The sequence below is a fragment of the Priestia abyssalis genome (genome assembly GCF_002019595.1).
In the GTDB taxonomy this organism is placed as follows: Bacteria; Bacillota; Bacilli; order Bacillales; family Bacillaceae_H; genus Bacillus_BA; species Bacillus_BA abyssalis.
Genome location: NZ_KV917369.1, coordinates 5,201,641 through 5,225,121, shown reverse-complemented (window position 1 = coordinate 5,225,121; position 23,481 = coordinate 5,201,641). Strand labels below are relative to the sequence as shown.

Sequence of the window (23,481 nt, the reverse complement as noted above, 5' to 3'; positions counted from 1 at the left end):
CATGAGTGTATTTACCATTTATCCGGCAATTGATATGCGCGGCGGCAAGTGTGTTCGTTTGCTGCAGGGAGACTATAATCAAGAAACTGTATACGGCGATTCTCCGGTTGATATGGCCGGAGAATTCGCGAAGTCAGGCGCTTCGTGGATACATATGGTCGATTTAGATGGAGCGAAACAAGGGGTGCGCGTGAACGATCAATTTGTTGTAGATGTGAAGAAAAAGTTAGGTGTCCAAGTTCAAATTGGCGGCGGCATTCGTCGGGAAGAAGATGTCGCTTACTATTTAGAACAAGGAATTGATCGCGTCATTTTAGGAAGTGCGGCCATTTCCCATCCCGAATTCGTCAAAAAGATGCTTCGTGAATATGGAGCGCGAATTGCCATCGGAATCGATGCCCGTGACGGATATGTAGCAACAGAGGGCTGGCTTGAGACGTCAAATGTGAAAGCGACAGAGCTTGGAAAGCAATTGGCTGATGCCGGGGCTGAAACGTTCATTTTTACGGACATTGCGACAGACGGCATGCTGTCAGGTCCAAATGTAGAAGCCATCGTGGAAATGGCGAAGGCAACGTCTAAGCAAGTCATCGCTTCTGGAGGCGTCAGCTCCATTGCCGATTTGCTTGCATTAAAGGAATATGCAGCGGATGGAGTGGCTGGAGCTATTGTCGGAAAAGCTTTATATACGAATCAATTCACGTTGGCTGATGCGTTAAAAGAGGTGGCTTCTTCATGATTACAAAGCGAATCATCCCTTGTTTGGATGTGAAAGACGGCCGTGTGGTGAAAGGAATTCAATTTTTGGAGCTTCGTGATGCGGGGGATCCGGTGGAGCTGGCGAAGGTTTATGATCAAGAAGGGGCTGATGAGCTCGTTTTTCTTGATATTTCTGCTTCTCATGAAGGGCGTAAAACGATGGTGCACGTGGTGGAACAAGTAGCAGCACAGCTTGCTATTCCGTTTACAGTTGGGGGCGGCATTAATTCGCTTGAAGATATGAAGCGGATTTTACGGGCCGGAGCTGATAAAGTATCGCTGAACACGGCAGCACTCGTACGCCCGGAGCTGATTACAGAAGGGGCCGACTTTTTCGGTTCTCAGTGCATCGTTGTTGCGATTGACGCGAAGTATGATGAGCAGCTTGGTTCATGGCGTGTTTATACACATGGAGGCCGCAACGCGACCGAATGGGAAGTGGTAGCGTGGGCAAAAGAGGCTGTGAAACGCGGCGCGGGTGAAATTTTATTGACGAGCATGGATCGGGACGGCGAAAAGAGCGGTTTTAACATTGCCCTTACAAAAGCGGTCAGTGAAGCTGTATCGGTACCTGTCATCGCTTCCGGCGGGGCAGGGAATGCCGAGCACTTTGTCGAAGGATTTACGGAAGGAAAAGCAGATGCGGCTTTGGCTGCTTCTATTTTTCATTATAAAGAAACATCTGTAAAAGAGATTAAAGCATATCTCAAACAACAGGGGGTGGACGTCAGATGATCGAAATTAATCAAATTAAGTTCGATGAACAGGGGTTGGTTCCTGCCATCGTCCAAGATGCTGTAAGCAAAGAGGTGCTGACTCTTGCCTATATGAACAGCGAGTCGTTGACAAAATCAATTGAGACGAAGGAAACATGGTTTTACAGCCGTTCTCGTCAAGAGCTATGGCATAAAGGAGCGACATCGGGGAACACCCAGACGATCGTGGCCATGATATACGATTGCGATTCGGATGCCATTCTTGTCCAAGTAAAGCCTGCTGGTCCTGCTTGCCATACAGGCGCTTACAGCTGCTTTAATGAAAGTATTATCGCTCAAGAAAGCGGCACGAAGAAACATGACCGCTTTGCCATCATTAATGAGTTAGAGCAAGTGATTGCCCAGCGTGAAGCGGAAATGCCGGAAGGCGCCTATACGACTTACTTATTTGAAAAGGGAGTCGATAAAATCTTAAAGAAAGTCGGGGAAGAAGCATCTGAAGTTATCATTGCAGCAAAAAATCGCGATGCGGAAGAGTTAAAATGGGAAACGGCAGACCTTCTGTACCACCTTCTCGTTCTCCTTCGCGAACAAAAGCTGCCATTAGATCATGTTCTCGAAGTATTGGAACAGCGTCACAGCAAAAAAAATGAAGAGTAATTAAAGAGGATGAATCAAAAGGGAAAAAAAGGCCTTTTTCAATCATCATCCTGAAAGTACCTTTCATAAAAATCCAGCAAAATGAAGGGGTTTCGTGATGGGCCTTTCACTTACAATCAGTTCTTGTGACTTATAAGAGATGTTTGGGTCAGCTTTTCTTGAAAGTCTTCGTCTTGGCAAAAGCGGTCGACAGGAACCTGTCGACCGCATATACATAAATAATGGAGCAAGGGTGTTTTTTGCCCTTGCTCCATTATTTATGTATATGGAGACTTGGTAAATATGATATACTACGAACGGTGAACATATAGAAAGTCGGAGGAATCAATGGGAAAACACTCAAATATGAAGGAAAGTATTGCACAAATTGTACCGTTTATTCAGACGGGGGAGTATTATTTTAAAAAAGGCCTGCAAGCGTATCGACGCCGGGACGTGTTTAAGGCAAAGAAATATTTACAGCGTGCCCATCATTTAGAGCCGTATAATACGAATACGATATGCCAATTGGCGACCATTATGACGGAATTAGGGGAATATCAGCAATCCAACCAGCTTTTAACTTCGATTATCCAGGATTTAGATCCTCGTATGAATGAATGCTTCTATTTTATTGCCAACAATTATGCTCATCTCGGCTTGTTTCAAGAGGCACAAAAATATGCCAACCTTTATTTAGAGGCAGACTCCGATGGTCCATTTGCGGATGAAACGGAAGAGTTGCTGGATTTATTGTCCATTGAAGTAGAAGACGGTGAGCTCGATTTAGATAAATATGAAGATGATCTCATCATGAAACAAGAAAAGGCAAAGCATTTATTGGAACAGGCAAAATTCGAGGAAGCCATCGTTGTATTAGAAGGAATTATTCGAGAGTATCCGGAGTTTTGGTCGGCCTATAATAATTTGGCGCTAGCACACTTTTATTTGAATCGTGTAGACGGGGCAATGGAAATCTTAGATGACGTGTTAACCAAAAACCCAGGTAACCTCCATGCTTTATGTAATCAATTAATTTTCTATTACTATTGTCAAGACAATAAACGAGTAGAAGTGCTTTTGAAGCAGTTATCAACGGTGTACCCTTTGTTAGTTGAACATCGATATAAATTAGGTACAACATTCGCATTAGTGAAGCAATATGACCTTGCCTACAAATGGCTTCGTCACTTATATAGACTAGGGTTTCAAGGGGGAGGGGCCTTTTCTTACTGGTTGTCTCATGCGGCTTATCACACAGGGCATGAAGATTTTTCCCGCTTAATATGGAAACGGGTGTTAGAAGAAGTACCAGAAAAAGAAGGAGACGAACCCTGGAGTGAAAAAGAGGTCGTGGACCAGGTTCAAGACCTAAGACATATTATTAAGCAAAAGATTTCCAGTGGTGAGGAAGAAGCCCAATGTTGCGGAATCTTTTTAACACATGCGCTTGGGCAGCAAGGACAGGTCGATGTACTGCGCCAGTTGGGGCCTGTATTTGCAGAGGAAAACGCTGTGAAAACATTTTATCAATATGTTTTGGCAGCGGCGTTAAGCAATGGAGAGTCATACGAGATTCATTATGGTTACGATATTGCTTCCATCCTTTTTAAGTCTGTAGACATCCAAGAGGCTCCGAGTTTACTGGACTATTGGTTCAAACTTTATGGGGAGGCAGACCATAAAGGATTTGACATGAGAAACGGCGAGGCGTGGGCTGCCGCTGTTTTATATATGTGGACAAAGCAAGTGAAGAAGGAAAAAATTTCACAGGCAGAAATGGCCGCCGTGTACTCGCTTTCCACCTCTACCATTTCAAAATATGTCAAAAGGGTGAATATGCTTCTTCAATGAGCAAAAAAATAGACGTTAGAAGTTACAGTATATAGGATAGTAGTAAGGAACTAAATGATTGCTTAAAAGAGGATGTTCAAAAAGTCCGGGAAAAATGACCGTCGATTTACTTGTACAGGAAGTACTGATCCGACGTTCGCCACAGGACGTGGCGGCTCTTAGTCGGGCTTCATAAGCTTGTCTCTCCGCTACTCACGTATTAACAGCATACGTTCCGTTGCTCGAGACGGCGCTTCCTTGAACTTCTCGGTCCTTTTTGTCCTCCTTTTTGAACACATATTTAAAGGAGTGTGGAATTCCATGTCAGAAGAAAAAATTTATGATGTCATTATTATTGGAGCGGGCCCTGCAGGTATGACTGCGGCTGTCTATACATCACGCGCAAATTTATCGACATTAATGATTGAACGTGGAGTGCCTGGAGGCCAAATGGCTAATACAGAAGAAGTGGAAAATTATCCTGGTTATGATCATATCTTAGGTCCAGACTTATCTAATAAAATGTTTGAACATGCGAAAAAATTCGGTGCCGAGTATGCATATGGGGATATTAAGGAAGTGGTAGAAGAAGGCGACTACAAAATTGTACGCGCGGGAAGCAAGGAGTACAAAGCTTATTCTGTTATTATTTCAACGGGTGCCGAGTATAAGAAGATTGGTGTACCAGGCGAAAAAGAATTGGGTGGACGCGGAGTTTCTTACTGTGCAGTTTGTGACGGAGCATTCTTTAAAGGGAAAGAGCTTGTTGTTGTCGGCGGCGGCGATTCAGCGGTTGAAGAAGGGGTGTACTTAACACGTTTTGCTTCAAAAGTAACGATTGTACACCGACGTGACGAACTTCGTGCTCAAAAAATTCTGCAGCAACGTGCATTCGATAATGAAAAAGTGGATTTCATCTGGAACCATACGGTAAAAGAAATCAACGAAAAAGACGGGAAAGTAGGAAGCGTAACGCTTGTTCATACAGAAACAGGAGAAGAGCAAGAATTCAAAGCCGATGGTGTCTTCATCTATGTTGGAATGCTTCCGTTATCTAAGCCGTTTATTCAACTTGGAATTACAAACGAAAATGGATACATTGAAACAAACGAACGCATGGAGACAAAAGTGGAAGGTATTTTCGCTGCAGGTGATGTACGTGAAAAATCTCTTCGCCAAATCGTAACGGCAACAGGTGATGGGAGTATTGCCGCCCAGAGTGCCCAGCACTATGTAGAAGAACTGAAAGAAAAGTTCAAAGCAGCCCAAAAGTAATCTGAAATAAACTTTTTAAACGTAATTATGTTTTAACCCTATTGTAACACTGCTGAAACATTCATGAGGTACTATGTAATTAGTAATTGACCCCCTTTTATAAAATATATTTTTGTAAAGCACAGGCAGCTTGCCTGTGCTTCTTTTTTTCTCCCGCATTAACGAGCGGTATGACCCCCACTGATAGAATTTTCCTTTATCTATATATGATGTGGAAAAAAGTGCATATATTACATAAAAGAGCGATGCTCAAGGTGAGTTCATTGTGAGAGACATTTGATTCATAGTATAATGGGGGAAATGATAGTGTTTACAAGAGGTGGAAAATATGCAAAGGGTCACAAACTGTGTACTAATGAAAGATAATAAAATATTGTTGCTGCAAAAACCTCGTCGTAATTGGTGGGTGGCCCCCGGCGGAAAGATGGAACAAGGGGAGTCTGTTAAAGATTCTGTCGTCCGTGAATATCGCGAGGAAACAGGCATATATTTAAAAAATCCTACCGTTAAAGGCATCTTTACATTTACGATGAAGGAAAACGATCAAGTGGTGTCCGAGTGGATGATGTTTACTTTTTTTGCTACAGATTTTGATGGAACAAATGTGTTAGAATCAGAAGAAGGCAAATTGGCTTGGCACGAATTAAAAGACATTAATGATCTTGAGATGGCGCCTGGCGATTATCATATTATTGATTATGTAGCGAAAGGGACAGGGGTCATCTACGGGAATTTTACGTATACAACAGATTTTAAACTGTTATCATATCGAATCGATCCGTGTTGATAAGAAGGATGCTTAGTTAAGGGGGCAAAAGAGGATGAGTACCGGTTCTGTAAGTGATGTTCAATTAGTTATCATTACGGGGATGTCAGGTGCGGGGAAAACCGTAGCGATTCAAAGTTTCGAAGATTTAGGATTCTTCTGTGTCGATAATCTTCCCCCTACGCTGATTCCAAAGTTTTTGGAGCTGATGAAGGAATCAGGAAACAAAATGAACAAGGTAGCGCTTGTAATGGATTTACGGGGCCGCGAGTTTTTTGAAAGCTTGTTTGAAGCGCTTGATAATCTGGCTGAAACGAATTGGATTACGCCTCAAATTTTATTTTTGGACGCCAAAGACTCCGTGCTCGTCACAAGATATAAAGAGACAAGGCGTTCCCACCCTCTTGCTCAGACGGGTCTTCCTCTTGAAGGAATTCAAATGGAGAGGGAATTGCTCGAAGAGTTAAAGGGAAGAGCACAAATCATTTATGACACATCTGACCTAAAACCGCGTGAATTGCGCGAAAAGATTATCAGTCAGTTTTCAACCCATACTTCACAAGTGTTTACAGTCAATGTGATGTCATTCGGCTTCAAATATGGCCTCCCTATCGATGCCGATTTAGTTTTCGATGTCCGTTTTCTGCCCAACCCTCATTATATTGAGCATATGAGGCCGAAAACTGGTTTAGAAGAAGAAGTATCAACATATGTATTAAAATGGAATGAAACGCAAAAGTTCATTGAGAAGGTAATGGATTTGCTTACCTTTATGTTGCCCCAGTACAAACGTGAAGGGAAAAGCCAGCTTGTCATCGCCATCGGATGTACAGGAGGCCAGCATCGTTCTGTGACACTGGCAGAATACATTGGTCATCATTTTCAGGAAGAATATAAAACACATATTACGCATCGGGATATTGAGAGGAGAAAGGACCACGTTCGATGAAGGATGAACGAACACGAAAGGTTGTCGTCATTGGAGGCGGAACCGGCTTACCTGTTTTGTTGCGAGGGCTGAAATATCTTCCAATTGATATTACCGCCATTGTGACAGTAGCAGACGATGGAGGAAGCTCGGGGCGTTTACGGAACGAATTAGCTATGCCTGCTCCTGGAGATATTCGTAATGTACTGGCAGCATTATCAGATGTAGAGCCTTTGGTAGAAGATTTATTTCAACATCGTTTTGCCTCTGGAAATGAATTGACGGGTCACTCGTTGGGAAATTTGATTTTAGCGGCTATGACTTCAATAACGGGTGACTTCGTCCATGCGATTCAAGAAATGAGCAAAGTCTTAAATGTGCGTGGCAAGGTACTGCCTGCCGCCAATCGAAGCGTCGTTTTACATGCAGAGATGGAAGACGGCACGATCGTTTCTGGTGAATCGCATATTCCGCTGTCCGGTAAACCGATTAAACGGGTGTTTTTGTCTCCGAATGATATCGAGCCTTTATCAGAGACTATCCGTGCTATTCGAAATGCTGATATGGTCGTTATTGGACCGGGGAGTTTATATACGAGTATTTTACCGAACTTATTAGTACCTAAAATCGGCGAAGAGGTATGTAAAGCAAAGGCTAAAAAAGTATACGTTTGCAACGTGATGACACAGGCCGGGGAAACTATGAACTACTCTGCCAGTGATCACATTAAAGCCCTGTACGATCATATGCCTTGTCCATTTATCGATTTCATCATTGTAAATGATGCTGAAATTCCGGAAGAAATTCAAAAAAAATATGAAGCGGAACAGGCACAACCGGTTTTATACGATGCTAAAGGCTTAAAAGAGTTGGGGGTGACGGTTATCCATGATCACATTGTTGATTATAATGATGGGGTCATCCGTCATGACACGAAGAAAGTATCTTCCTTAATTTTTTCATTACTTAATTCTAATGTTTAACGAATGTATATGGAAATAATCGTTGGAAAAACCCTTTTCAAACGATTTAACACCAAGAATAAAGCATGATGTCAAATGGGCTGTCGATGCCTTGTGATGATAGATGCGATACAATACAATTTGCATAGAATGGAGGTGGAGAATTGTCATTTGCATCCGAAACCAAAAAAGAATTAACAAATCTAGAGGTCAAAAGCTGCTGTTCAAAAGCAGAGCTCTCTGCCTTAATTCGTATGAATGGATCACTGTCGTTTTCTAATCGGAAGCTGACGCTGGACATTCAAACAGAAAATGCAGCTATCGCCAGACGCATTTATACGTTAATCAAAAAAAGTTATGATGCCTCGGTTGAATTACTGGTTCGAAAAAAAATGCGCCTGAAAAAAAATAATGTGTATATCGTTCGACTTATCGACCAAGCACGGGTGATTTTAGAGGATTTAAAGATACTCAATGAAGACTTTTCTTTTATCCGTGATATTTCCAGTGAGTTAATCAAAAAGAAATGTTGTAAACGCTCTTACTTGAGAGGGGCATTTTTGGCGGGAGGTTCCATTAATAATCCCGAAACATCTTCTTATCATGTCGAAATTTTTTCTTTGTATAAGGAACACAATGAGGCGTTATGTGAATTAATGAATATGTTTCATTTGAACGGCAAAACACTGGAACGTAAAAAGGGGTTTATTACGTATTTAAAGGAAGCTGAAAAAATCACAGAGTTTTTAAGTGTTATTGGAGCCCATAATGCACTTCTCCGCTTTGAAGATGTGCGTATTGTCCGTGATATGAGGAATTCTGTAAACCGCCTTGTCAACTGTGAAACAGCCAACTTAAATAAAACGATAGGGGCTGCTATACGTCAGGTGGAGAACATTCGTCTTATTGAGGAAGTAGTAGGGCTGGATACGCTGCCTGAAAAGCTGAGAGAAATTGCACGACTTCGTGTGGACTATCAAGACGTTACATTAAAAGAGCTTGGCGAAATGGTGTCTGGAGGGAAAATCAGTAAATCGGGAATTAATCATCGTTTGCGTAAAATCGATGAAATCGCTGATAAGATCCGGACCGGCCAAAATGTTCGATAAGTCAATCAAAAGGGATTAATAGAGGAGGAAGAAAATCATGGTAGAAAAAAAGGTGGAAGTGTTATTAAAAACGGGCCTTCAGGCTCGTCCGGCAGCATTATTTGTTCAGGAAGCAAACCGTTTTGCATCAGATGTGTTCTTGGAAAAGGACGGAAAGAAAGTAAACGCTAAAAGTATCATGGGACTCATGAGTTTGGCGGTTAACTCCGGCGCTGGTGTGACGATTATTGCTGACGGATCTGATGAAGAAGAGGCAATTGAGGCTCTTACTCGATACGTTCAACAAGAAGGGTAAAAAAGAACGGCTCCATTGTAATGGAGCCGTTCTTTTTTATTATTTTGTAGAAGGATCATTTGCTAAGACTTTATCAATTAAGCCGTATTCAAGGGCGCGTTCTGCAGTCATGAAGTTATCGCGTTCTGTATCGCGCTCTAAAACTTCAAGAGGCTGGCCTGTACGCTCTGCTAAAATGCGGTTTAATTTATCGCGTAAGAATAAAATGCGTTTTGCCGCGATTTCAATTTCTGTTGCTTGACCTTGAGCTCCGCCAAGTGGTTGGTGAATCATGACTTCACTATTTGGAAGCGCAAATCGTTTTCCTTTTTCACCTGCAGCTAAAAGGAAAGCACCCATGGAAGCTGCCATACCAATGCAAATAGTTGATACTTGAGGCTTAATAAATTGCATTGTATCATAGATGGCCATACCTGCTGTGATAGAGCCTCCTGGACTGTTGATGTATAAAGAAATATCTTTTTCAGGATCTTCAGCCGCTAAGAATAATAACTGAGAAACGATAGAGTTTGCTACGTTATCATCGATGGCACTACCTAAAATGATAATACGGTCTTTTAATAGGCGGGAATAAATATCGTAAGCACGTTCCCCGCGATTCGTTTGTTCAATAACTGTAGGAATTAAATTCATCTAAATTCCTCCTTTGAATGAATGTTTTGTATATGTACTTTTTATAATACAACTAAGGTCAATGAAGGTCAAACAAAAGAACTTTCTATGATCAATATTCCACTCACAAGTCCGATATTCCTTGTGATATCCACAAAATATGTAAAATGTTAGGGCGAATAAGTACATATTTACATCTTTCCCGCTCGTTTACAATTTAAACCTTAATAAGGTACTTGAAAAAAGGCTGTCTATCGAATATACTATATCATAGCTTATAAATTTTGCCCTCGTAGTGTAGTGGATAGCACAAGAGATTCCGGTTCTCTTAGGGTGGGTTCGAATCCTGCCGAGGGCGTACCAAAAAAGGTTGTCGTATATACGGCAGCCTTTTTTTATTTGGTTCTTTTTTTAGAGGATCGTTAGTTGTTTTTAGTGAAATCTTCTTTATGGAGCTCATTAATGATGAGAGATTAATAAAATTATTTGAAACGTTCTCCTCTCTTTATCCGACTAATAGAATAACGGATGAATAAGGAATCAAGTATTTTGGCACGGTTGCTTTATTTACCAATTTAGTTTAAAACAGTTATGTAGGGAATTTACAAAGGAGGAAGAAACATGAAGGCAATTTACAGAATGTTTGTAGTCAGTGCGAGCTTAGCACTGTTATTATCCGCTTGTGGTACAACAGAAGAAACTGCAGAAAAAACAAACGGTGCTGCCGAACAAGTAGAAAAAGAGCAGCCGCAAACAGAAGAAAAAGCCGCTGAGACGAGCGCAGATGAGCAAGAAGAGCTAAAAGAACAAAAAGAACAAGTTGAACAAGACAAACCAGAAACACAAGAAACAGGAGAAGTAACTGGGGACGAAGAAAAGTCCGGCACGGATGAAAAAGTGAGATTGCCGGAACAAAATTTAACATATGAAGAAAATGGCCAAGCTGTTGAGAAAACGGGCTTTTTGAATACGAGCGATAATCAAAACTATAGTATGTATGTCTTGGATGGCTATATATTAGAAGAAGAAGAACCAGGTAAAGATGTGGTTATGCTTTCAAATGATCAGAAGTCATTTATGCGTATTGAAATGGTTCCGGCCGACATGGATTTAACAACCGTAGAAGACATTGTAAAGACAACAGCTGAAGCAATTAGTCCAGAAGCAGAGAAGTACGAAGAGTTTAAAAAAGAAGGTATGCTGAAAGATGCTGTGTGGTATAAAGCCGTGACAGACGAAGATATGGTTAACTTGATTTTAATTAAAGGTGAAACGCCAGTGAAATTATCGATTTACACACCGAAAGATCAAGAAAACATTGCAGCTTTCTTGGCAATGGCTGAGACGATTGAAGTAAAGTAATGAATAAATAATGGGATATGAGCGAAAATGCTTATATCCCATTATTTATTCAAAGCAAAGAAATCATGTTTTTTCCATCGCTTGACCGTTCCGCTCTCTATGGATTTATAGTAAAATGTGAGAAAGGGAGGGTCGAGAGGATGAAGGTCGGCTTATTTCAACAACAGTCATTAAAAGTCATGATGACGAAAGAGCTGTCACAGGCCATTTCGTTATTACAGTATTCCGCTATAGAAATCTCATCATTTTTACAAGAGCAAGCGCTGCAAAATCCTTTAATTGATTTTCAAGAGCGCAGTATACTTTCTCAAAGAAAGGCTCCTCGATCTAACAATGTATCATCACGTAATGAATTAAATCCAATTGATGTGATAGCTGCAAAAAAAGAGACGCTTTATCAACATCTATTAGAACAATTGAGCTTTTTAACAATCCCGTCTTCTCAAAAGGCAATCATCAAGTATATGATTAACAGCTTAGATGAAAAAGGGTATCTGAAAGAGGACATACAGAGCGTTGAAAGCGCTTTAAATGCAGAGACAGAAGAGGTTGAGCAAGCATTGAATATTCTGCAGAAAATGGAGCCTATCGGGGTAGGGGCGAGAAGCTTGCAAGAATGTTTGTTAATCCAGTTGCAGCGAAAAGGCGCATGTACACCTGAAATGGAATTGATTTTAACGGATTTTTTCGAAGAATTTGCTTATAAGAAATGGGATAAATTAGCGAAGAGACTTAGTGTTTCTATTCGAGAAATCCAGGAGATATATGATGAGATTGTATTGTTAAATCCGCGTCCGGGACTTGAATTTGGAAGTGAGCAGGAAAAATTTATTGTTCCAGATTACGTGGTCCAGAAAGAACAAGGACAAATGGTCCTAAAAGGAAATGATGCAGTCAACATTCAAGTGAAAATGAATTCGGATTATAAGAATGCGCTAAATGATCGGAAAAATCAGGAACTGTTTACGTATTTACAAGAAAAACATCGAGAATTTCAATGGATTTTAAAAGGGCTGAATAACCGTAAACGTACGCTGGATCAAGTCATGCAAGCTATTTTTGACTATCAATCGTCCTTTTTCGAAAAGGGTCCTGCTCATTTAAAGCCGTTAACGATGAAAGAGCTGGCTGATCGGGTTGAAGTTCATGAATCTACTGTGAGCAGGGCGATTAAAAATAAATATGTACAAACTCCGTTCGGAATGTTCGAAATGAAATCTTTCTTTACAAACAGCATTCAATCTCAAGATAAACAAGAACTATCTTCTTCATATGTAAAAACGTTAATTAAACAATTGGTCGATCAAGAAGATAAAAGAAAACCGTTATCTGATCAGCAGCTTGCCAAAAAATTGGAGGAAGAGCATGAGGTGGCTGTCTCCAGGAGAACGGTAGCCAAATATCGGGAAGAACTGCAAATCTTCTCTTCGTCCAAACGAAAAAGATACGAGTAAAAGTGTATGTTCAAACAAGGAAGTGGCAGCAATGAATGTAATCATGTACACCAAAACAGGATGTCCATTATGTGAAAAGGCAAAACAAGTATTAGTGGAACTGCAAGGTGAATATCCATTTCAATTGCAGGAAGTAGATATTTATGAAGATGATGCTCTTTTGGAAAAGTATCAGTTAATGATTCCAGTAGTTGAGATTGATGGAGAAGAAGTAGCATTTGGACAAATTAGAAAAGTCGAAATAAGAAAGCGTTTACTTTTGAAATAACGAAATTTATGAGTTGAATAAAGATTTTCACCCTGTTAAAATGAAACATGTAACAGGGTGAATTTTTTTTACTCAATGTGGGACATAATATGTCTATACGGGACGGAAAGTGTCCAGCACTCTACACCTTAAGGGGAATGAATTATGCATTCGCTTATACAAGCACAACAAAAATTATTGCCCGACCTCCTGTCTGTTATGCAAAAGAGATACCAGATTCTACAGTATATACGTTTGATGCAGCCCATTGGAAGAAGAAACCTGGCAGTTAGCCTGGGACTTACAGAGAGGGTGCTTCGGAGTGAGGTCACATTTTTAAAAGACCAAAATTTACTGGATGTGTATCCAAGCGGTATGACTCTTACTGATGAGGGAGAGGTACTTCTTTCACAGCTGGAAGAGGTAATGAAAGAAGTTTCGGGTCAAAGATTATTGGAAACAACATTAAAAGAGGCGTTTTCTCTGTCAGAAGCAATAGTTGTTTCTGGTGACAGCGATGAATCACCTTGGGTAAAAAAAGAATTGGGGAGAGCAAGTGCCTCATGTATAAAACGGCGCCTTGTTGGTAAAAAAAATATCGTTGCTGTTACAGGTGGAACGACTTTGGCTGCTACAGCAGACATGATGACGCCTGATGCGAGAGATTTGGATGTCCTATTTGTTCCAGCGCGAGGCGGCCTTGGAGAAAATGTTCAAAATCAAGCAAATACGATTTGCGCTAAAATGGCAGAAAAGTCATCAAGCAATTATCGCTTATTGCATGTTCCTGACCAGCTCAGTGATGAAGCTTACCGTTCCATTATCGGTGAACCTTCTATTAAAGAAATGCTTCATCTTATTAAATCGTCAAGTATGGTTGTTCATGGAATAGGAGACGCTATGACAATGGCAGAACGCAGGAGAACACCTAAAGAGGATTTAGATAAAATCGAAGCAGGGCAGGCGGTCGGCGAAGCATTTGGATATTACTTTAATCAATACGGCGAAGTCGTGCATAAAGTAAAAACAATAGGCATACAGCTCGATGATTTAAAGAACAATAAATGTGTAATTGCTGTAGCCGGCGGTTCATCAAAGGCAAAAGCTATCAAAGCATTTTTGCAGCAGGCGCGCGATTCCGTCTTGATTACGGATGAAGGCGCAGCGAAAGAGTTAGTAAGGGATTTAACTTAGTCCCTACATATAAATTAAAAATTATCCATCACAACCATTTAAGGAGGAAATTCTCATGGCAGTTAAAATTGGTATTAACGGTTTTGGTCGTATCGGCCGTAACGTATTCCGCGCAGCTTTAAAAAATCCTAACGTTGAAGTGGTGGCTGTTAACGACTTAACAGATGCTAACATGTTAGCTCACCTTTTAAAATATGATACAGTTCACGGTAAATTAGATGCTGAAGTTTCTGTTGACGGAAACAACTTAATCGTTGATGGTCATACGATTCAAGTATCAGCTGAGCGTGACCCTGCAAAATTAGCATGGGCAGATCGCGGTGTAGAAGTAGTAGTAGAATCTACTGGTTTCTTCACAAAACGTTCTGATGCAGCGAAACACTTAGAAGCAGGTGCAAAAAAGGTTATCATCTCTGCACCGGCTACTGATGAAGACATCACAATCGTAATGGGTGTTAACCATGACAAATACGATGCAGCAAGCCACGATGTTATCTCTAACGCATCTTGTACAACAAACTGCTTAGCGCCATTCGCGAAAGTGTTAAACGACAAGTTCGGTATTAAACACGGTATGATGACAACTGTTCACTCTTACACAAACGACCAACAAATCTTAGACTTACCACATAAAGACTACCGTCGTGCTCGTGCAGCAGCTGAAAACATCATCCCAACTTCAACTGGTGCTGCAAAAGCGGTATCTCTTGTATTACCTGAATTAAAAGGTAAATTAAACGGCGGTGCTATGCGCGTTCCAACTCCAAACGTATCTTTAGTAGACTTAGTTGCTGAGCTTAACCAAGAAGTAACAGTTGAAGAAGTAAACGCAGCATTAAAAGAAGCTGCTGAAGGTGAATTAAAAGGAATTTTAGCTTACAGCGAAGAGCCATTAGTATCTGGTGATTACAACGGTAACCCATCTTCTTCTACAATTGACGCATTATCTACAATGGTAATGGAAGGGACAATGGTTAAAGTAATTTCTTGGTACGACAACGAGAGCGGATACTCTAACCGTGTAGTAGACCTAGTAGATTACATCGCTTCTAAAGGTCTTTAAGAAAAATACGTCTTTATTGGATATACTCACCAGTAAAGACATGATAAAATGACCAAGGGGGAAAGGGGATTTAGCCCTCTTTCCCCTCATTTCTTCATACTTCTTTAAATAGGAGCACCAACCTTTATTTACGGAAGTCTGAGTTCTCAAAAAAGGAGGCCTTTTTAAGATGAACAAAAAGACATTAAAAGACATCGAAGTAAAAGGTAAAAAAGTTTTTTGCCGCGTAGATTTTAACGTTCCAATGAAAGATGGCCAAGTAACAGACGAAACACGTATTCGTGCTGCGCTTCCAACGATTCAATACTTAATGGAGCAAGGGGCAAAAGTTATTTTAGCGAGCCACCTTGGCCGTCCAAAAGGTGAAGTAGTGGAAGAACTACGTCTAACTGCTGTAGCAAAGCGCCTAGAAGAGCTACTTGGCAAAACGGTCATCAAAACAGACGACGCTTACGGTGATGCCGTTAAAGCAGAAATCGAAAAAATGGCAGAAGGTGACGTATTAGTTCTTGAAAACGTACGTTTCTATGCTGGAGAAGAGAAAAACGATGCTGAATTAGCTAAAGCGTTTGCTGAACTAGCAGATGTTTACGTGAACGATGCATTCGGTGCAGCTCACCGTGCACATTCTTCTACAGAAGGAATCGCTCACCACTTACCAGCAGTAGCAGGTTTCTTAATGGAAAAAGAACTTGATGTGCTTGGAAAAGCATTATCTAACCCAGAGCGCCCATTCACGGCAATCATTGGGGGAGCAAAAGTAAAAGACAAAATTGGTGTTATCGATAATTTACTTGATAAAGTCGACAACTTAATTATCGGCGGCGGTCTTGCTTATACATTCATTAAGGCACAAGGCCATGATGTAGGTAAATCATTGTTAGAAGAAGACAAAATTGACTTAGCTAAATCCTTCATGGAAAAAGCGAAAGAAAAAGGCGTTAATTTCTACATGCCTGTTGATGTAGTAGTAGCAGACGATTTCTCTAACGATGCAAACACGCAGATTGTTGCAATTGATTCGATCCCTAGCGATTGGGAAGGTTTGGATGCTGGTCCGAAATCTCGTGAAATTTATGCAGATGTTATTAAAAATTCCAAGCTTGTTATTTGGAATGGACCAATGGGTGTGTTTGAATTGGATGCATTCGCAAACGGAACAAAAGCGGTAGCAGAAGCTTTAGCGGAAGCAACTGATACATATTCCGTAATTGGCGGCGGTGACTCGGCGGCAGCTGTTGAGAAATTTGGTCTTGCTGATAAAATGAGCCACATTTCAACTGGCGGCGGTGCTTCATTAGAATTCATGGAAGGTAAAGAGCTTCCAGGCGTAGTAGCATTAAACGATAAATAAGAAGAGTGGAGGCGACTGTTTAGCCTTGAGAGGCGTTGGAACTTCTGCCATTGAAACCGTTCTTTGGTTTCAATGGCAGAAGTGAAACGACCGAAAGGTTAGGAGCCGCAGCTGGACAATAAGAAAAGCGGAGAAAGCCCGTTTAAACCGATAGGATGTTGCAGCTTCTGAGAAGGAGTCGCTTTTTGACTCCGCAGGAAGAAGTAAAACAGCCGTACGGTTTGGCTTTCGCAGCTGGACAATAAAGGAACGAAGACGATAAGGAACAAAGGCTCAGCACCGATTAAGTAAATGATAGGAGACGAGGAGCGCAACCCTTGTCTTGAGTCATGGTTTTTACTCATGCCTTTGGCAGCACCTCCTTGAAGTCAGAAACTGTTCCGTTTAAAACCGACCATAACCTAAAAGAAGGACGGTGTTACAAATGCGTAAACCAATTATCGCAGGTAACTGGAAAATGCACAAAGTTCTTTCTGAAGCGACAAGCTTTGTGGAAGAGGTAAAAGGGTTAGTGCCTTCATCTGAAGAAGTAGATTCAGTGGTATGTGCACCAGCGTTATTTTTAGATCGTTTAGTAGAAGCAACAAAAGGCTCTGAACTGAAAGTCGGTGCCCAAAATATGCATTTCCAGCCAAGCGGCGCTTTCACAGGTGAAATCAGCCCCGTTGCTCTTAATGACCTTGGCGTACACTATGTCATTCTAGGTCATTCAGAGCGTCGTGAAATGTTTGCTGAGACAGACGAAACAGTTAACAAAAAGACCATTTCTGCATTTAAACATGGGTTAATTCCGATTGTTTGCTGCGGTGAAACAAATGAAGAGCGTGAGCAAGATCAAACAAAAGCAGTTGTTGAAGGTCAAGTGAAAAAAGCGTTAGAAGGTTTAGACGATACTAAAGCGAAACAAGTCGTTATCGCTTATGAGCCAATTTGGGCAATCGGAACAGGAAAATCTTCTACTGCTGAAGATGCAAACGAAGTTTGTGCTTACATCCGCAGCGTCATCGCTGAACAATTTTCTCAGGAAGTGGCAGATGCAGTACGTATTCAGTACGGCGGAAGCGTAAAACCTGAGAATATTAAAGAGTATATGTCACAACCTGATATCGACGGTGCATTAGTCGGTGGTGCAAGCTTAGAGCCTCAGGCGTTCTTACAGCTTTTGGAGGCAGGGAAATAATGAGCAAAAAACCAGTTGCATTAATCATCTTAGACGGTTTTGCATGCCGCCAAGAAACAAAAGGCAACGCTGTTGCACAATCTAAAAAGCCGAACTTTGACCGTTTTTGGAATGAATATCCCCATGCACAGTTAACAGCTTCTGGTGAAGCAGTTGGACTGCCTGAAGGCCAAATGGGCAATTCTGAAGTTGGCCACTTGAACATTGGGGCAGGGCGCACCGTTTATCAAAGCTTGACTCGCGTGAACGTAGCCATCCGTGAGGGAGAGTTTGAACAAAACGAGACATTTTTAGGCGCGATGAACCATGTGAAACAGAATGGTACAAATCTTCATGTTTTCGGTTTGCTTTCTGATGGAGGAGTACACAGCCATATTGAACACCTATATGCACTTCTTCGTCTTGCAGGACAAGAAGGCGTGAAGAATGTTTACATTCATGGTTTCTTAGACGGACGTGACGTTGGTCCGCAGACAGCAAAACAATACATCGATGCATTAAATGAAAAAATCGAAGAATACGGTATTGGGGAGATCGCGACTCTATCAGGCCGCTATTACTCGATGGACCGCGACAAGCGCTGGGAGCGTGTAGAAAAATCTTACCGCGCAATGGTGTACGGTGAAGGTCCAACTTATCATGATGCTTATGAGTGTATTGAAGACTCTTATAATAATGGCATCTTCGATGAATTTGTTTTGCCATCTGTTATGGTAAAAGAGAATAGTGAACCGGTAGCGACGATTCAAGAGAATGACGCGGTCATTTTCTATAACTTCCGTCCAGACCGTGCGATCCAAATCTCCAATACGTTTACAAACGATGATTTCCGCTCGTTTGATCGCGGGCCGAAACATCCGAAAAATTTATATTTTGTATGTTTAACGCACTTTAGTGAAACAGTAGACGGGTACGTAGCATTCAAGCCAACGAATTTGGACAACACGCTTGGTGAAGTTCTCTCTCAAAACGGCTTGACACAGCTCCGTATTGCGGAAACGGAAAAATATCCTCACGTAACGTTCTTTATGAGCGGGGGGCGTGAAGCGGAATTCCCTGGTGAAACTCGTATTTTAATCGATTCGCCAAAAGTAGCTACGTATGATTTAAAACCGGAAATGTCAGCATACGAAGTAACGGACGCGTTGCTTGGTGAAATTGAAGCGGACAAGCATGATGCAATCATTTTGAATTTTGCTAATCCGGATATGGTTGGTCACTCAGGAATGCTTGAGCCAACCATTAAAGCGATTGAAACGGTAGATGAGTGCCTTGGTAAAGTCGTGGATGCGATTTTAGCAAAAGGCGGTACAGCTATCATCACAGCAGACCATGGTAATGCGGATGAAGTTGTAACACTTGAGGGCAATCCAATGACTGCCCACACGACAAATCCAGTGCCTGTCATTGTGACGAAACAAGGTGTTGAATTGCGTGAAGACGGCATTTTAGGAGATTTAGCCCCGACAGTGCTGAAGCTGTTGAATGTACAAAAGCCTAAAGAAATGACTGGTCAAACATTAATCAAATAAACAACCCATAAAGGAGAATGAAAAAATGCCAACAATTATTGACATTTATGCTCGTGAAGTATTAGATTCTCGCGGTAATCCAACAGTTGAAGTTGAAGTATATACTGAATCAGGCGCTTTCGGACGCGCTTTAGTACCAAGCGGCGCTTCTACAGGTGAATACGAAGCAGTAGAATTACGCGATGGCGACAAATCCCGCTACCTTGGTAAAGGGGTATTAAAAGCAGTAGATAACGTAAACGAAGTAATCGCTCCTGAGCTTGTAGGCATGGACGTTACAGACCAAATCGGTATCGACCGTCTTATGATTGAATTAGATGGAACAGAAAACAAAGGTAAATTAGGTGCTAACGCTATCCTTGGCGTATCTATGGCGGTTGCACACGCTGCAGCTGACTACGTTGGTCTTCCATTATACCGCTACCTTGGCGGATTCAATGCGAAACAATTACCAACTCCAATGATGAACATCATCAATGGCGGTTCTCATGCGGACAACAACGTTGATTTCCAAGAATTCATGATCTTGCCTGTAGGTGCTCCTTCATTCAAAGAAGCAATTCGTATGGGTGCAGAAGTATTCCACGCTTTAAAATCTGTATTAAGCAGCAAAGGCTTGAACACAGCTGTAGGTGACGAAGGTGGTTTCGCTCCTAACTTAGGTTCAAACCGTGAAGCATTAGAAGTAATCATGGAAGCAATTAAGAAAGCTGGTTATGAGCCAGGAAAAGACATTATGTTAGGTATGGACGTAGCGTCTTCTGAGTTCTATAACAAAGAAACTGGCAAGTACGATTTAGCAGGTGAAGGCCGCACTGGTTTAACTTCTGCTGAAATGGTAGACTTCTACGAGCAATTAGTAAACGAGTTCCCAATCGTTTCAATCGAAGATGGTTTAGATGAAAACGACTGGGATGGTCACAAATTATTAACTGAGCGTATCGGTACGAAAGTTCAGTTAGTAGGGGACGACTTATTCGTAACAAACACGAAAAAGCTTGCTGAAGGTATCGAAAAAGGTGTAGGTAACTCAATCCTAATCAAAGTAAACCAAATCGGTACATTAACTGAAACATTCGAAGCAATCGAAATGGCGAAGCGCGCAGGTTACACAGCAGTAGTTTCTCACCGTTCCGGTGAAACAGAAGATGCAACAATCGCTGATATCGCTGTTGCGACAAATGCTGGCCAAATCAAAACTGGTTCTATGAGCCGTACAGACCGTATCGCAAAATACAACCAATTACTTCGCATCGAAGACGAGTTAGGTGCATTGGCTGTATACGACGGCATGAAATCTTTCTACAACTTAAAGAAATAATTGGTTTTTAGCTAGAAGTGCGGTTGAACTTAGTCGTACAACGCAGATTCGCACAGCTTGAGTGATGCGATACAAAAACATGAGTTTAATCGTACAATAGTTATGACTTTAAACCTCCTATTTATGTGTGATAATTCCACATCTATAGGAGGTTTTTTATATGCTCATAAAGGATTTGTTAAAGGAATTTACTTTTGATTTGCAAATTAAGAACTACTCCAAGTGGACAATTGAAACCTATAACTACAACGTAATGCAGTTGATTAGCTATTTAAGTGAACAACATGAGGTTTCTGACATTGAAGACGTTTCTTCTCTGCACATTAAAAAGTTTGTTCAGTATCAACTAGAGATAAGGGAACAAGCCAAGCTACATTAACACGATGATTAAATCGCTTTGAGCCTTTTATGTGTATCTGGTGGCAGAAGAATATGTGACAATGAACGTTCTAGCGAAAGTGAAGTTACTCAAAGAAGATAAGACCGTTATCAAGGCATTCACAGATAAAGAAGTGGCCAAGATGATTGAAGCAGACGACTTTAAAACGTATTTAAATGCCCACAATAAAGTTATGATTGCTATGTTCGCTGATACGGGTATTAGAATGACTGAGTTAATCAACCTTCAATCAAGTTGGATTCATGATACAAGTATGAACATATTTGGAAAGGGTTCTAAATGGAGGTACATTCCTGTTAGTTTCATGTTAAAAAAGTACATGATACGTTACGAGCGGATTAAAGAAGCTTATTTCAAAAAGAAGAAATTGGAGCATGACAATTACTTTCTGTCTCGGAGCGGTAAGCCATTAACAGGTGTCCAAATTGAGAACATTGTAAGAGATGCAGGTATCAAAGCCAATGTTAGAGAAGAAATCCGCTGTTTACCGCATATGTTAAGGCATTATGCAATTCAATCCACTCTGAGAAATGGGCTTAATTTATAAAGCTGTTCAAAGATAGCGGGACATGAAAGTATTCAAGTTACTAAGCGTTATTTGCAGGGGATTGAGACAGAGAACATTCTAGAAATGGCATCTAAGACAAGTCCTCTAATGAATCTGTAAATGCTTGCGGTTGCAACTCCATTACACCGCTCCTTGTTTTCCTTGTCTTACACATGGAGCGGGTAGTTAATATATAATATCCTATGGGCCAATGATTGTAATAAAGGGAGAAAGCTATGATATATGCAGGTAATTTTAAAACAGGTGACATATTAGATGATTATGCTGACTTCAGAGTTGTAGAGTGTGTATTCTGCAAGTGTCAATATATTCACGACTTTGAGCATTGTGCCTTGTTTTATGACCCGAATGATTTGGAACAAGAGTTTTCAACGTTATTTGGCGAGGATGAGGTTAAGCACTATCCTTTACCTTGTCGTAAGTGTAAGCGGGAGGATTGGGATTTCATAGACATTGATTATGATGAAAGAGAAAATGTTTTAAAAGGTGAATGGAGATGGGCTGTGTAGTTTGTTTTCTTATTCGACTAACGAGCAGGTTGAAGAAGGAAAAGGAATAATGAAAAGGAAGATAAGAAGTTGAAGGACTAAGTAGGAGGGAGAAAGTGATATGGTTAATATTGATGACCGAACGGTATATACAAATAACCGTATAGATTTTTGGGCTTGTGATTGTATAAAAGAACCAGAATATATGTATAGTGTTGACGGAGAATATGGAACAACTTTATCTGACTTCTGGAAAAACTATAACCGTTTCCCTCTAAAGGTTATCCATAACTTTGTAAGAGAGGTGGATGATTTAGACGATGATGACAAAAGGCTTAGGTACAGAATTGACGAGGTTCATTCGATGGATGAACTGGATAGTATACTAGACGATGTTGGATGGAAATTAACCCTAGATGATTTCTTTATAACTAATTCATCAAAGGAAATAAGATTTAAGATACAGGATAGAGATGAGTTGAAGGGTAAAGTTTCGATACAGTATCCTATATTTGAGTTAGGTCCAAGTGACACTCTAATAGAAGTGATTTTACACGGGTATTCTTTTTTAGTTGCTACAAATGATGCTAATTTATCCACGAAAGAACAAGTCAAAAAAATTGTTCTACTTTAAAAGCTATTCATGACTTTCCTTGTTCCACTAACGTATGACCTGAGCTAGGGAATGGGGGATTGCTCGGATAGCCCTTTTTCTTGCTCAACAAACAGGACAGTTTAATTCAAGAAGGTAACTAAGAATCATTCAATCCCTTCGGTTTGATATAATAAGCGAAAAACTTATAGTGGGTGGGAGGATATGAATACTCTTATTTTGTTTTATAAAATACATCAAGGTGATGTTGAGCCTATTGATTATACTAACTGGGCTTTGGAGATGTTGGAAAATGATTGCTCATCATTTTCTCTGAATATCCTCTCTTCCCTGAGAAAGCCACTTAATATTTTTGAGGTCGAAGATTATTTTAGAAGGGCTTTAAGAGAGTTAGATTTGCAAGAACCATCATACGAAGAATCTGCTGTATATTACATTCAGCATTTATCAAAAAAGATACTAGAAGATGAAAGTAATGCTATAGATACAGCTTATGAGATATATGGTGTGTATCGTGACCTTGATTATCCCGAAGAGTTATCGGAATGGTACTATATTAGCGAAATGATAGATGATTTTCGATATGGAGATAATCAGTCAAAATTAAGTAAAGTTGCCTTAATTATGACTATTGTCAAAGAAGCTAAGAATCAATTAAGAAAGAACCGTAAGTAATCGTTCCTCTTTCACGGCCATGTAAGAAGGATATCTTAGAAAAGAGTGATAAAATGTGGGCCAATACTTTAATAGGAGTGTGCTAATTGGGTCGTGAACGTGAATCAATCCTGACTATTGATGTAAGGAATGTCCA

General features: G+C 40.7%; 26 protein-coding genes and 1 tRNA gene. 25 read left to right on the top strand and 2 right to left on the bottom strand.

Features of this window, described 5'->3' with window-relative positions:
- The first annotated feature begins 1 nt into the window (after nucleotide 1).
- The 10 genes from hisA to BK575_RS25090 all read left to right on the top strand — a co-directional run bounded on the left by hisA (nucleotide 2) and on the right by BK575_RS25090 (nucleotide 9,282).
- Nucleotides 2–739: a 1-(5-phosphoribosyl)-5-[(5-phosphoribosylamino)methylideneamino]imidazole-4-carboxamide isomerase gene (hisA, locus tag BK575_RS25135; RefSeq protein ID WP_078414260.1), complete on the top strand. Its 738-nt coding sequence runs from the start codon at nucleotides 2–4 to the stop codon at nucleotides 737–739.
- Nucleotides 736–1,494 (top strand): imidazole glycerol phosphate synthase subunit HisF, encoded by a 759-nt coding sequence (gene hisF, locus BK575_RS25130; protein WP_078414259.1) that lies wholly within the window; start codon nucleotides 736–738, stop codon nucleotides 1,492–1,494. The genes hisA and hisF overlap by 4 nt, the downstream gene beginning before the upstream one ends.
- A complete protein-coding gene (gene hisIE, locus BK575_RS25125; protein WP_078414258.1) occupies nucleotides 1,491–2,135 on the top strand; it encodes a bifunctional phosphoribosyl-AMP cyclohydrolase/phosphoribosyl-ATP diphosphatase HisIE in 645 nt (214 codons plus the stop codon). Before hisF ends, hisIE begins: the two co-directional genes overlap by 4 nt.
- Nucleotides 2,136–2,462: 327 nt before the next feature.
- Nucleotides 2,463–3,968: a tetratricopeptide repeat protein gene (locus tag BK575_RS25120; RefSeq protein WP_078414257.1), complete on the top strand. Its 1,506-nt coding sequence runs from the start codon at nucleotides 2,463–2,465 to the stop codon at nucleotides 3,966–3,968.
- 288 nt (nucleotides 3,969–4,256) lie between these two features.
- The gene (gene trxB / locus BK575_RS25115; protein ID WP_268877767.1) at nucleotides 4,257–5,222 is read left to right on the top strand and encodes a thioredoxin-disulfide reductase; all 966 of its coding nucleotides are present in this window, start codon (nucleotides 4,257–4,259) and stop codon (nucleotides 5,220–5,222) included.
- A 328-nt stretch (nucleotides 5,223–5,550) separates the two neighbouring features.
- Nucleotides 5,551–6,009, top strand: coding sequence for an 8-oxo-dGTP diphosphatase (locus BK575_RS25110; protein WP_078414255.1), 459 nt, complete (start codon nucleotides 5,551–5,553; stop codon nucleotides 6,007–6,009).
- Between the two features lie 34 nt (nucleotides 6,010–6,043).
- On the top strand, nucleotides 6,044–6,937 hold the full coding sequence (gene rapZ, locus BK575_RS25105; RefSeq protein WP_078414254.1) for an RNase adapter RapZ: 894 nt from the start codon (nucleotides 6,044–6,046) through the stop codon (nucleotides 6,935–6,937).
- Nucleotides 6,934–7,899, top strand: coding sequence for a gluconeogenesis factor YvcK family protein (locus tag BK575_RS25100; RefSeq protein ID WP_078414253.1), 966 nt, complete (start codon nucleotides 6,934–6,936; stop codon nucleotides 7,897–7,899). Before rapZ ends, BK575_RS25100 begins: the two co-directional genes overlap by 4 nt.
- Nucleotides 7,900–8,042: 143 nt before the next feature.
- Nucleotides 8,043–8,987, top strand: coding sequence for a DNA-binding protein WhiA (gene whiA / locus BK575_RS25095; protein WP_078414252.1), 945 nt, complete (start codon nucleotides 8,043–8,045; stop codon nucleotides 8,985–8,987).
- A gap of 37 nt (nucleotides 8,988–9,024) precedes the next feature.
- The gene (locus BK575_RS25090) at nucleotides 9,025–9,282 is read left to right on the top strand and encodes an HPr family phosphocarrier protein (RefSeq protein WP_078414251.1); all 258 of its coding nucleotides are present in this window, start codon (nucleotides 9,025–9,027) and stop codon (nucleotides 9,280–9,282) included.
- Nucleotides 9,283–9,321: 39 nt separating this feature from the next.
- On the opposite strand, the gene clpP is transcribed toward BK575_RS25090, so the two are convergent.
- Nucleotides 9,322–9,915 (bottom strand): ATP-dependent Clp endopeptidase proteolytic subunit ClpP, encoded by a 594-nt coding sequence (gene clpP / locus BK575_RS25085; protein WP_078414250.1) that lies wholly within the window; start codon nucleotides 9,913–9,915, stop codon nucleotides 9,322–9,324.
- A 265-nt stretch (nucleotides 9,916–10,180) separates the two neighbouring features.
- On the opposite strand from clpP, the gene BK575_RS25080 reads away from it, so the two are divergent.
- The 7 genes from BK575_RS25080 (at nucleotide 10,181) to BK575_RS25050 (ending at nucleotide 16,568) form a co-directional block, all read left to right on the top strand.
- A tRNA-Arg gene (locus BK575_RS25080) sits at nucleotides 10,181–10,252 on the top strand.
- Between the two features lie 263 nt (nucleotides 10,253–10,515).
- Nucleotides 10,516–11,256, top strand: coding sequence for a hypothetical protein (locus BK575_RS25075; protein WP_078414249.1), 741 nt, complete (start codon nucleotides 10,516–10,518; stop codon nucleotides 11,254–11,256).
- A gap of 140 nt (nucleotides 11,257–11,396) precedes the next feature.
- Entirely contained in the window at nucleotides 11,397–12,710 is a 1,314-nt protein-coding gene (gene rpoN, locus BK575_RS25070) for an RNA polymerase factor sigma-54 (protein WP_078414248.1), read from the top strand.
- Between the two features lie 31 nt (nucleotides 12,711–12,741).
- The gene (locus BK575_RS25065) at nucleotides 12,742–12,978 is read left to right on the top strand and encodes a glutaredoxin family protein (protein WP_078414247.1); all 237 of its coding nucleotides are present in this window, start codon (nucleotides 12,742–12,744) and stop codon (nucleotides 12,976–12,978) included.
- A gap of 144 nt (nucleotides 12,979–13,122) precedes the next feature.
- Nucleotides 13,123–14,151 carry a sugar-binding transcriptional regulator gene (locus BK575_RS25060; protein WP_078414246.1) on the top strand — a complete coding sequence of 343 codons (1,029 nt, stop codon included), beginning with the start codon at nucleotides 13,123–13,125 and terminating at the stop codon, nucleotides 14,149–14,151.
- A 55-nt stretch (nucleotides 14,152–14,206) separates the two neighbouring features.
- Nucleotides 14,207–15,214 (top strand): type I glyceraldehyde-3-phosphate dehydrogenase, encoded by a 1,008-nt coding sequence (gap, locus tag BK575_RS25055; RefSeq protein ID WP_078414245.1) that lies wholly within the window; start codon nucleotides 14,207–14,209, stop codon nucleotides 15,212–15,214.
- A gap of 169 nt (nucleotides 15,215–15,383) precedes the next feature.
- Nucleotides 15,384–16,568, top strand: a complete 1,185-nt coding sequence (locus BK575_RS25050; RefSeq protein ID WP_078414244.1) for a phosphoglycerate kinase — start codon at nucleotides 15,384–15,386, stop codon at nucleotides 16,566–16,568.
- A 98-nt stretch (nucleotides 16,569–16,666) separates the two neighbouring features.
- On the opposite strand, the gene BK575_RS25045 is transcribed toward BK575_RS25050, so the two are convergent.
- Nucleotides 16,667–16,912 carry a hypothetical protein gene (locus BK575_RS25045; protein WP_078414243.1) on the bottom strand — a complete coding sequence of 82 codons (246 nt, stop codon included), beginning with the start codon at nucleotides 16,910–16,912 and terminating at the stop codon, nucleotides 16,667–16,669.
- Between the two features lie 80 nt (nucleotides 16,913–16,992).
- On the opposite strand from BK575_RS25045, the gene tpiA reads away from it, so the two are divergent.
- The 8 genes from tpiA (at nucleotide 16,993) to BK575_RS25010 (ending at nucleotide 23,345) form a co-directional block, all read left to right on the top strand.
- A complete protein-coding gene (tpiA, locus tag BK575_RS25040; RefSeq protein WP_078414242.1) occupies nucleotides 16,993–17,748 on the top strand; it encodes a triose-phosphate isomerase in 756 nt (251 codons plus the stop codon).
- Nucleotides 17,748–19,280 (top strand): 2,3-bisphosphoglycerate-independent phosphoglycerate mutase, encoded by a 1,533-nt coding sequence (gene gpmI, locus BK575_RS25035; protein WP_078414241.1) that lies wholly within the window; start codon nucleotides 17,748–17,750, stop codon nucleotides 19,278–19,280. Before tpiA ends, gpmI begins: the two co-directional genes overlap by 1 nt.
- 25 nt (nucleotides 19,281–19,305) lie before the next feature.
- The gene (gene eno, locus BK575_RS25030) at nucleotides 19,306–20,601 is read left to right on the top strand and encodes a phosphopyruvate hydratase (RefSeq protein ID WP_078414240.1); all 1,296 of its coding nucleotides are present in this window, start codon (nucleotides 19,306–19,308) and stop codon (nucleotides 20,599–20,601) included.
- A gap of 160 nt (nucleotides 20,602–20,761) precedes the next feature.
- On the top strand, nucleotides 20,762–20,980 hold the full coding sequence (locus BK575_RS29205) for a site-specific integrase (RefSeq protein ID WP_235867440.1): 219 nt from the start codon (nucleotides 20,762–20,764) through the stop codon (nucleotides 20,978–20,980).
- Between the two features lie 61 nt (nucleotides 20,981–21,041).
- Nucleotides 21,042–21,548, top strand: coding sequence for a tyrosine-type recombinase/integrase (locus BK575_RS29200; protein WP_235867519.1), 507 nt, complete (start codon nucleotides 21,042–21,044; stop codon nucleotides 21,546–21,548).
- A gap of 236 nt (nucleotides 21,549–21,784) precedes the next feature.
- Entirely contained in the window at nucleotides 21,785–22,078 is a 294-nt protein-coding gene (locus BK575_RS25020; protein WP_078414239.1) for a hypothetical protein, read from the top strand.
- Nucleotides 22,079–22,178: 100 nt separating this feature from the next.
- Complete coding sequence (locus BK575_RS25015; RefSeq protein ID WP_078414238.1) at nucleotides 22,179–22,691, top strand: hypothetical protein; 513 nt, start codon at nucleotides 22,179–22,181, stop codon at nucleotides 22,689–22,691.
- 183 nt (nucleotides 22,692–22,874) lie between these two features.
- Nucleotides 22,875–23,345 (top strand): hypothetical protein, encoded by a 471-nt coding sequence (locus BK575_RS25010; RefSeq protein ID WP_078414237.1) that lies wholly within the window; start codon nucleotides 22,875–22,877, stop codon nucleotides 23,343–23,345.
- The last annotated feature ends 136 nt before the right edge of the window (nucleotides 23,346–23,481 follow it).

Coding starts and splice junctions, on each gene's coding strand:
- hisA (WP_078414260.1), top strand. CDS start 2: ATGAGTGTATTTACCATTTATCCGGCAATTGATATGCGCGGCGGCAAG.
- hisF (WP_078414259.1), top strand. CDS start 736: ATGATTACAAAGCGAATCATCCCTTGTTTGGATGTGAAAGACGGCCGT.
- hisIE (WP_078414258.1), top strand. CDS start 1,491: ATGATCGAAATTAATCAAATTAAGTTCGATGAACAGGGGTTGGTTCCT.
- BK575_RS25120 (WP_078414257.1), top strand. CDS start 2,463: ATGGGAAAACACTCAAATATGAAGGAAAGTATTGCACAAATTGTACCG.
- BK575_RS25110 (WP_078414255.1), top strand. CDS start 5,551: ATGCAAAGGGTCACAAACTGTGTACTAATGAAAGATAATAAAATATTG.
- rapZ (WP_078414254.1), top strand. CDS start 6,044: ATGAGTACCGGTTCTGTAAGTGATGTTCAATTAGTTATCATTACGGGG.
- BK575_RS25100 (WP_078414253.1), top strand. CDS start 6,934: ATGAAGGATGAACGAACACGAAAGGTTGTCGTCATTGGAGGCGGAACC.
- BK575_RS25090 (WP_078414251.1), top strand. CDS start 9,025: ATGGTAGAAAAAAAGGTGGAAGTGTTATTAAAAACGGGCCTTCAGGCT.
- clpP (WP_078414250.1), bottom strand. CDS start 9,915: ATGAATTTAATTCCTACAGTTATTGAACAAACGAATCGCGGGGAACGT.
- BK575_RS25075 (WP_078414249.1), top strand. CDS start 10,516: ATGAAGGCAATTTACAGAATGTTTGTAGTCAGTGCGAGCTTAGCACTG.
- rpoN (WP_078414248.1), top strand. CDS start 11,397: ATGAAGGTCGGCTTATTTCAACAACAGTCATTAAAAGTCATGATGACG.
- BK575_RS25065 (WP_078414247.1), top strand. CDS start 12,742: ATGAATGTAATCATGTACACCAAAACAGGATGTCCATTATGTGAAAAG.
- BK575_RS25060 (WP_078414246.1), top strand. CDS start 13,123: ATGCATTCGCTTATACAAGCACAACAAAAATTATTGCCCGACCTCCTG.
- gap (WP_078414245.1), top strand. CDS start 14,207: ATGGCAGTTAAAATTGGTATTAACGGTTTTGGTCGTATCGGCCGTAAC.
- BK575_RS25050 (WP_078414244.1), top strand. CDS start 15,384: ATGAACAAAAAGACATTAAAAGACATCGAAGTAAAAGGTAAAAAAGTT.
- BK575_RS25045 (WP_078414243.1), bottom strand. CDS start 16,912: ATGAGTAAAAACCATGACTCAAGACAAGGGTTGCGCTCCTCGTCTCCT.
- tpiA (WP_078414242.1), top strand. CDS start 16,993: ATGCGTAAACCAATTATCGCAGGTAACTGGAAAATGCACAAAGTTCTT.
- gpmI (WP_078414241.1), top strand. CDS start 17,748: ATGAGCAAAAAACCAGTTGCATTAATCATCTTAGACGGTTTTGCATGC.
- eno (WP_078414240.1), top strand. CDS start 19,306: ATGCCAACAATTATTGACATTTATGCTCGTGAAGTATTAGATTCTCGC.
- BK575_RS29205 (WP_235867440.1), top strand. CDS start 20,762: ATGCTCATAAAGGATTTGTTAAAGGAATTTACTTTTGATTTGCAAATT.
- BK575_RS29200 (WP_235867519.1), top strand. CDS start 21,042: ATGAACGTTCTAGCGAAAGTGAAGTTACTCAAAGAAGATAAGACCGTT.
- BK575_RS25020 (WP_078414239.1), top strand. CDS start 21,785: ATGATATATGCAGGTAATTTTAAAACAGGTGACATATTAGATGATTAT.
- BK575_RS25015 (WP_078414238.1), top strand. CDS start 22,179: ATGGTTAATATTGATGACCGAACGGTATATACAAATAACCGTATAGAT.
- BK575_RS25010 (WP_078414237.1), top strand. CDS start 22,875: ATGAATACTCTTATTTTGTTTTATAAAATACATCAAGGTGATGTTGAG.